We start from the raw sequence: 7,442 nt of genomic DNA on the forward strand, positions 1-7,442 counted from the left end.
TAAATGATGAAGTCATGAAGTTTATAGATGATGAATGTGAAAATTATGAAATTAATAATGAAGAAATAAGGAACAAATATATATCAATTTTAGAAGAGTTAGAAAATAGATATTAATAATAATAATATAAAAAATTGGAGGTATAAGAAGTGATAAATAAAGATAATACAATTGGTGAAATATTAGAAATTAATCCAAAGGCAGCTGATATTTTAAGTGGGTTTGGAATGGGATGTTTAGGGTGTCCATCTGCAACAATGGAAACTTTAGAGCAAGCTTGTTATATTCATGGTTTAGATTTAGAAGAAGTAATGAATAAACTAAATGAAAAATAATTTATAAAAATTAGATATAGCTAGAAGCTTAGTGGATATAATTTCTATTATGTTTATAGCTATTTTTTAGACTAAAAATTGTAGGTAAGGGAAACCTATAAAAGTATTAAATAAAAGATATTTTATGTAGAAAGGAAGGTATTATTTTATGAAAGCTCGTGTAAATGAAGATACTTGTATTGGATGTGAAGTATGTGTTTCAGTCTGTTCAGATGTATTTAGCATGGATGACAATGGAAAATCAGTTGCTATAACAGGAGATATTCCAAGTGATTTAGAAGATGATGCAATAGAAGCAAGAGATGCTTGCCCAGTTTCTGCTATTGATATTGATGAATAAAATGATAAAATAATAGCATTGAAAAATACTTAAATGATAGTAAGATATCATTTAAGTATTTTTTTTATAATTATAAAGAAATACTAGTTAGTATAAAAATAGATATAAGAATTATAGAGAAAGGGTGAGTATATGGAAATATATACTATAGGACATTCGAATTATACAGTAGAAAGACTTATTGATATGTTAAGATACTATAATATTAATTGTGTTGTTGATATTAGAGGTACACCTTATTCAAAGTATAACATTCAATTTGATAAAGATACTATTAAGTATACATTAACTAAAGCAGGTTTTGTTTATATTTATATGGGAGAAGAATTAGCAGCTAAAAGGATAAGAAAGATTTCGTATAATAGTGAAGGATATTCAGATTTTAAAGCAGTAATAAATGAAGAGGAATTCATAAGAGGAATTGAAAGATTGAGAGTTGGTTATAGTAAGGGGTATAAAATAGTTTTATTAGGAGCAATGCAGAATCCGATAAGATGTCATAGAAGTATATTAGTTGGTAGATATTTAAGAGACAACCATATTAATGTTAAACATATATTGGATGATTATTCCATTGCAAGTCAAGAAGAAATAGAGGAAATGCTTTTAGATAAGTATTTTAGTAATAGAGGGCAATTAACAATAGATGATTTAATAGGAAATGGTTTAAGTAATGAACAAATGATTGAACAAGGATATGAATTAGCTAATAAGGAGATTGGATATAGAATTGAGAATTTAAAGGAATAATAAGGTATTTAAAGAAAGTACAAATTATTTATCATTAGAATATAGAAAATTATATAAGTAAAAATTAATTATATATTAGAATATTGTTGAAGGTATAATAAAGTACTGGTTAGATATAATAATTTCTAAAACTATTGGAAATACTAATTATTGATTAGTATTGCACAAAGTAGATAGATTCATAATTTAAAGTTACTTAAAAAAAGATGGATTATATAATCCACCTTTTTTATTTACTCAGCTATTTCATTTGTAAATAGTCTTTTTAAAATTTATATTTTTTATTATACGGCTAATTGTGCGGCATGCAGCTTATTTAATGATTTAAATTCTTTAAATATTAAAAGTGCTGTGATGACAACAGATAAGAAATCAGCACAAGCTCCAGCAGCCCAGACACCATCTAATCCTATGAATAAAGGTAGAATTAGCGTAAATGGAATTAATAATATTACTTGTCTAAGCAAACTAACAAACATAGACATTTTAGCCTTACCAATAGATTGGAAGTAGCTAGTTGCAACAATGTTAATTCCAACTATAGGCATCATTAATAAGTACATTTTAACCCCTTTTATAGCAACAGCTGTAAGATCAGGATCATTATTAAACAAGCTTATTGCAAATTGAGGGAATAGTTGTATCAATATACCCCCTATTGTACAAATAACAGTAGCTGCAATAGTAGCAATTATAAATGTCTTTTTAGCCCTATCATATTTTTTAGCACCATAGTTAAAACCTATAATTGGTTGACAACCTTGATTAATACCAAAGATAGGCATCATAAATACCATATTAATTGATCCTATTATAGTCATGGCACCTATAGACAAATCATTACCATAAGCTTTTAAAGAATTATTAGCGACAACTTGCACTAAACTGTTAGCAATTTGAGTTGCAAAAGGGGCTATACCAATTGCAAAAGTCATCATTACTAAGTTTTTCTTTAATTTCATATTTTCAACTTTTAATTTTAGATTAGAATTTCCTTTAGTATAATAATAAAGTATTATAAAGAATGTAAGTGCTTGAGAAATAACAGTTGCAAAGGCAGCACCCTTAATTCCTATATTTAATACAAAAACAAATAAGTAATCTAAAACTATATTAGTGCCACATCCAACAATCATAGTTAATGAAGCAAGTTTAGGATTACCGTCAGCTCTTACAGTACTATTTAATGCAAAAGAAAGGATATTAAAAGTACAACCACATAAAATTACAGTAATATATTCTTTGGCATAAAATAAAGTATTTTCACTTGCTCCAAAAATATTTAGTATTGGGTTTAAGAAAATAAGCCCAATAACAGTAATTATAATACCAACTATTAAACTTAAGGTTAGTGCGCTACCAATTAGTTTTTCAGCCTCATCTCGTTTGCCACGTCCAAGATTTAATGAAATATTTGCAGTTGATCCAATTCCTATAAGCATGCCAAAAGCTAAAAGAATTGACATTATAGGCATAGTTATTCCTACTCCTGTTAGTGCAAGGGAGCCAACATCAGGAATACGTCCTATAAACATTCTATCTACGATATTATATAAAGCATTAACCATCATTCCTATTATTGCTGGAATAGAATATTTTAATAATAATTTTCCGATAGATTCTTCACCTAAGTGATTTTGATGTCCCATATTTTTGTCCTCCTAGTATAATTAATTATTGTTTGTTATATTTTTTGAAATCTTATTTAGAATACTTAAGCTTGTTGAAATTTCTTCAGGACTTAGTTTATTGGTAAGCATGTTTTCCCATTTGGTTAAAACAGAAAAGAATTCATTTTTAATATTAAGTGCTTTTGAAGTTAAATAAATTCTATTTATTCTCTTATCCGTTGAATCCTTAGAACGAGTTATAAAGCCTAATTCTTCTAATTTCTTTACTGCTTTAGCAGTAGTACCTTTGTCTATATTAAGCAATTCAGAAAGTTTTTCTTGACTGATTCCATCATTTTTATATAAATGAATCATGAACATATATTGTCCACTACCAAATCCAAATTTACTAAATTCCTTTGTGAAAAATACATTAGCTTGTCTATGAATTAAAGAAATATATTTACCTAAATATTCATTATTACAGCTCATTTAAATAAGTCCTTTCTAATTAAATTTTTTTAAATTAATAAGATTATATTTTACTTATATATTATAAAACCAATAAAGTTGCAAACGCAACTAAAATTTAAATATATAAAAAATAGTACTTGTGTAAAAATAAGATAAAGTGAATGAAATGATGAGCGAAGTTGAAAGAAAATGAAAGAAAATGAAAGAAAATGATTGACTTATTAAATGAAAAAAGTTATTATTGAGATAAGGAAGTGATGTAAATGTTATCAGAAGAAAGACACAAATTAATTTTAGATAAATTAGAAAAAGAATCAGTAGTTTATTTAAATGATTTAGTTGAATATTTAAATACATCTGAATCGACGATAAGAAGAGATTTAGTAGCTTTAGATAAGGCTGGATTATTAAAGAAGGTTCACGGAGGAGCTACATCAATAAAAGAAATAAGTATAACAACTATAGATGATAGAGTTGAGAATAGACAAAATTTAAATATAAATGAAAAAATAAAAATAGCAGAATATGCAGCATCGCTAATTAAAGATAATGATTTTGTATATATTGATGCAGGAACTACTACTGAACTAATGATAAATTTCATTAACAATACAAATGCCGTTTTTGTAACAAATGGAATTGTACATGCGAAGAAGCTTATTCAAAAAAGATGTACGACTTATATATTAGGTGGAGAGCTTAAGCTTACAACTGAAGCTATAGTAGGAGCTGAAACAGTTAATGCATTAAGAAAATATAATTTTACTAAAGGCTTTTTCGGAGTAAATGGAGTAGATATTGAAAGAGGATTTACGACTCCTGATATAAAAGAAGCAATGGTAAAAAGTGAAGCATTGCATAGGAGTAAAAAAAGATATATACTATGCGATAATTCTAAGTTTGGAGAAGTGAGTTCTGTGACTTTTGCAGATATTAAAGAAGCTAAAATAATAACTACAGTTTTAGAGAATAATAGATATAGACAAGAAACTGAAATTTTGGAGGTAGAAAAATAATGATATATACTATTACATTTAACCCAGCATTAGATTATATAGTAAAAATGGACGATTTTAATTTAGGGCATGTTAATAGAAGTGTTTGTGAGAATGTTTATGCAGGGGGTAAAGGAATTAATGTTTCTATTGTCTTAAATAATTTAGGAGTTAAAAGTAAAGCTTTAGGATTTATTGCTGGATTTACAGGTGAAGAAATCGAAAGAGAAGTAAGAGAATTTGGCTGTGATACAGATTTTATTAAATTAAAAAATGGAATGTCTAGAATAAATGTTAAGATAAAGGCTGATGTTGAAAGTGAAATAAATGGTGGAGGACCAGAAATTTCAGATGAAGCATTACATGAGCTTTATGGAAAGATAGATAAATTATCAGAAGGAGATATTTTAGTATTAGCTGGTAGTATCCCAAAAACAATGCCAGTAGATATTTATGAAAGAATAATGGAATCTCTTCAAGGTAAAGGAGTTAAATTTATTGTAGATACAACTGGAGAATCGTTATTAAAGGTTTTAAAATATAAACCATTTTTAATAAAACCAAATCATCATGAACTTGGGGATTTATTTAATGTAAAACTTAAGGAAAATGATGAAATTATAGAATATGCTAAGAAACTTAAAGACATGGGAGCAAGAAATGTACTTATATCTATGGCTGGTGATGGAGCAATTCTAATTAAAGAAAATGGGGATGTTATTACAAGTAATGTTCCAAAAGGTGAAGTTAAAAATTCTGTTGGAGCTGGTGATTCAATGGTAGCAGGATTTATTGCAGGATATTTAGAAGCAAATAGCGTAGAACAAGGATTTAAATTAGGAGTAGCAACAGGAAGTGCTTCTGCTTTTTCAGAAGGTTTAGCAACAAAAGATTATGTTTGTGAATTATTAAGTCAAATTAATTAAATTCGAGGGAGGACTGGAAAGTGAAAATAACAGATTTATTAAAAAAGAATGGTATAGCACTTAATCCTGAAGTGAAGACAAAGGAAGAAGCAATTAATAAGCTTGTTGATTTAATGAATGAAACAGGAAGATTAAGTAATAAGGAAGCTTATAAAGAAGCAGTGTTAGCAAGAGAAGGCTTAAGTACAACAGGTATAGGAGATAATATAGCAATTCCTCATGCTAAGACAACTGCAGTAAAGGAAGCTGGTCTTAGTGCAATGGTACTTACTAATGGGATTGATTATGATTCATTAGATGGAGAGCCAGCAAAGTTATTCTTCATGATTGCTGCACCAGAAGGTGAAAATAATCTTCATTTAGATGTATTAGCAAGATTATCCATGATGTTGATGGATCCTGAATTTAAGGATAAATTAATTAATGCTAAGAGTGTTAATGAATTCTTAGAACTTATTGATTCTAAAGAAAATGATAAATTAAAGGCTGAAAGTGATAAGGAAGAAGCTCAAAAAGGACAAAGTAATGGATATAGAGTATTAGCAGTTACAGCATGTCCTACAGGGATTGCTCATACATTTATGGCAGCAGAGGCTTTAGAAAATAAAGCTAAAGACATGGGAATTACAATAAAGGTTGAAACTAATGGTTCAGGTGGAGCTAAAAATGTTTTAACTGATGAAGAAATAGCTAATGCAGATTGTATAATAGTTGCAGCTGATAAAAAGGTTGAAATGGCTAGATTTGAAGGAAAGAAGGTTATTCAAACTAAGGTTGCAAATGGAATTCATAAAACAGAAGAGCTATTAACTAGAGCTACTAATGGGGATGCTCCAGTATACCATCATGCAGGTGGAAGTGATAGCGAAGGAGCATCATCAGATGAAGGAGAAAGCTTTGGAAGACAAATATATAAACACTTAATGAATGGTGTATCTCATATGTTACCATTTGTTATTGGTGGAGGTATATTAATAGCTATAGCATTCTTATTAGATGATTACAATATTAATCCAGCAAACTTTGGTAAGAATACACCAATGGCGGCATTTATAAAAACTATAGGTGAAACATCATTTGGATTTATGTTACCAGTACTTGCAGGATATATTTCAATGAGTATTGCAGATAGACCAGGTCTTGCAGTTGGTTTTGTTGGTGGTATGTTAGCTAACTTAGGTACAACTTACGCAAGTGCATTTGATTCTTCAGTATCTGTTATTAGCGGAGGATTCTTAGGAGCATTATTTGCAGGTTTTGTTGGTGGTTACTTAGTATTAGGATTAAAGAAGATATTTGATAAATTACCACAAGCTTTAGAAGGTTTAAAACCAACATTATTATATCCACTAATCGGTATAGGTTTAATGGGAGCAATCATGATATTCGTAAATCCATTCTTTGGTGGAATAAATGAAGCAATCACACATTTCCTTAACTCAATGGGTGGAACAAGTAAAGTATTATTAGGAATTATTGTTGCAGGTATGATGTCAATTGATATGGGTGGTCCTTTCAATAAAGCAGCATATGTATTTGGTACAGCATCACTTGCATCTGGAAACTATGAAGTAATGGCAGCTGTAATGGCTGGTGGTATGGTTCCACCACTTGCTATAGCTTTAGCATCAACATTCTTTAAGAATAAGTTTACTAAGAGAGAAAGACAATCAGCTCTTACAAACTATATTATGGGATTATCATTCATAACAGAAGGAGCAATTCCTTTTGCGGCAGCCGATCCATTAAGAGTTATACCTTCATGTGTAGTAGGTTCTGCAACAGCTGGAGCACTTACAATGTTATTTAACTGTGAATTAAGAGCTCCTCATGGTGGAATATTCGTATTACCTGTAATCGGAAATCCATTTGGATTCTTAGCAGCTGTTGTTATTGGTTCTGTAGTAGGAATGGCAATGTTAGCAGTATTAAAGAAAAAGGTAGTAGAATAATTTTAAAAGGGGCTGTATCAGATTGAATTAATAAATTCAATCTGAATACAACTCCTTTTT

General features: G+C 29.1%; 8 protein-coding genes. 6 read left to right on the plus strand and 2 right to left on the minus strand.

Annotation, left to right across the window (positions count from 1 at the left end):
- Positions 1 to 149 precede the first annotated feature (149 nt).
- The 3 genes from I4V63_RS15255 (at position 150) to I4V63_RS15265 (ending at position 1,425) form a co-directional block, all read left to right on the plus strand.
- Positions 150 to 335: a DUF1858 domain-containing protein gene (locus I4V63_RS15255; protein ID WP_196002074.1), complete on the plus strand. Its 186-nt coding sequence runs from the start codon at positions 150 to 152 to the stop codon at positions 333 to 335.
- Between the two features lie 148 nt (positions 336 to 483).
- Complete coding sequence (locus I4V63_RS15260; protein ID WP_196002075.1) at positions 484 to 675, plus strand: ferredoxin; 192 nt, start codon at positions 484 to 486, stop codon at positions 673 to 675.
- 132 nt (positions 676 to 807) lie between these two features.
- Positions 808 to 1,425 (plus strand): DUF488 domain-containing protein, encoded by a 618-nt coding sequence (locus I4V63_RS15265; protein ID WP_196002076.1) that lies wholly within the window; start codon positions 808 to 810, stop codon positions 1,423 to 1,425.
- Positions 1,426 to 1,709: 284 nt separating this feature from the next.
- On the opposite strand, the gene I4V63_RS15270 is transcribed toward I4V63_RS15265, so the two are convergent.
- The gene (locus I4V63_RS15270) at positions 1,710 to 3,074 is read right to left on the minus strand and encodes an MATE family efflux transporter (RefSeq protein WP_196002077.1); all 1,365 of its coding nucleotides are present in this window, start codon (positions 3,072 to 3,074) and stop codon (positions 1,710 to 1,712) included.
- A 21-nt stretch (positions 3,075 to 3,095) separates the two neighbouring features.
- Positions 3,096 to 3,527: a MarR family winged helix-turn-helix transcriptional regulator gene (locus I4V63_RS15275; protein WP_196002078.1), complete on the minus strand. Its 432-nt coding sequence runs from the start codon at positions 3,525 to 3,527 to the stop codon at positions 3,096 to 3,098.
- A gap of 245 nt (positions 3,528 to 3,772) precedes the next feature.
- On the opposite strand from I4V63_RS15275, the gene I4V63_RS15280 reads away from it, so the two are divergent.
- From I4V63_RS15280 to I4V63_RS15290, 3 genes are read left to right on the plus strand one after another with little or no spacing between them, the layout of a single operon-like run.
- Positions 3,773 to 4,525, plus strand: a complete 753-nt coding sequence (locus I4V63_RS15280) for a DeoR/GlpR family DNA-binding transcription regulator (protein ID WP_196002079.1) — start codon at positions 3,773 to 3,775, stop codon at positions 4,523 to 4,525.
- Positions 4,525 to 5,430, plus strand: a complete 906-nt coding sequence (gene pfkB, locus I4V63_RS15285; protein ID WP_196002080.1) for a 1-phosphofructokinase — start codon at positions 4,525 to 4,527, stop codon at positions 5,428 to 5,430. The genes I4V63_RS15280 and pfkB overlap by 1 nt, the downstream gene beginning before the upstream one ends.
- Before the next feature lie 20 nt (positions 5,431 to 5,450).
- Positions 5,451 to 7,382 carry a PTS fructose transporter subunit IIABC gene (locus tag I4V63_RS15290; protein ID WP_196002081.1) on the plus strand — a complete coding sequence of 644 codons (1,932 nt, stop codon included), beginning with the start codon at positions 5,451 to 5,453 and terminating at the stop codon, positions 7,380 to 7,382.
- Positions 7,383 to 7,442: the final 60 nt, after the last annotated feature.

The organism is Clostridium sp. 1001271B_151109_B4 (assembly GCF_015670405.1).
Classification (GTDB): domain Bacteria; phylum Bacillota; class Clostridia; order Clostridiales; family Clostridiaceae; genus Clostridium.